Below are 529 nucleotides of genomic sequence, written 5' to 3' on the forward strand. Positions count from 1 at the left end.
CTGACCGGCTTGCCCCAAGGCACGTTTGCCTCTGAAGTGGCGGTCGACGGCGACAGCGTAAACGTCACCCGCGAAATCGACGGCGGTCTGCAAACCATCGCCCTGACGTTGCCCGCGATTGTGACCACCGACCTGCGCCTCAACGAGCCCCGCTACGCCAAGCTGCCCGACATCATGAAGGCCAAGAAAAAGCCGTTGGATGTTAAAACCCCCGCCGACTACGGCATTGAGGTGGCCTCCAAGGTCAGCCTGCTCAAAGTGGAATCGCCGCCTGAGCGCAAAGGCGGCGTCAAAGTTGCCTCGGTAGACGAGCTGGTCGACAAACTAAAAAACGAAGCCAAAGTACTTTAATAAACCAAGGTACTTTAATAGGAGCTGACTTTATGAGCATTTTGGTACTTGCCGACCTGCATGAAGGTCAACTGGCTGGCGCCACCGCCCACGTTGTGGCAGCCGCGAAAGAGATGGGTGGCGATATTGATGTTCTGGTTGTCGGCGAAGGCGTACAGGCCGCCGCTGAGGCTGCCGC

Annotated in this window: 1 protein-coding gene and 1 pseudogene; both read left to right on the forward strand. The window is 57.8% G+C overall.

From position 1 onward, the window contains the following. Positions 1 to 351: electron transfer flavoprotein subunit beta/FixA family protein (locus tag ACT3TF_RS17190; RefSeq protein WP_444672640.1), on the forward strand; the 351-nt coding region annotated here is incomplete at its 5' end. A 32-nt stretch (positions 352 to 383) separates the two neighbouring features. Then, positions 384 to 529 (forward strand): annotated as a pseudogene (locus tag ACT3TF_RS17195) (electron transfer flavoprotein subunit alpha/FixB family protein); the annotation flags it as partial.

This window comes from Halomonas sp. AOP25-F1-15 (assembly GCF_052378675.1).
GTDB classification, from domain to species: domain Bacteria; phylum Pseudomonadota; class Gammaproteobacteria; order Pseudomonadales; family Halomonadaceae; genus Vreelandella; species Vreelandella casei.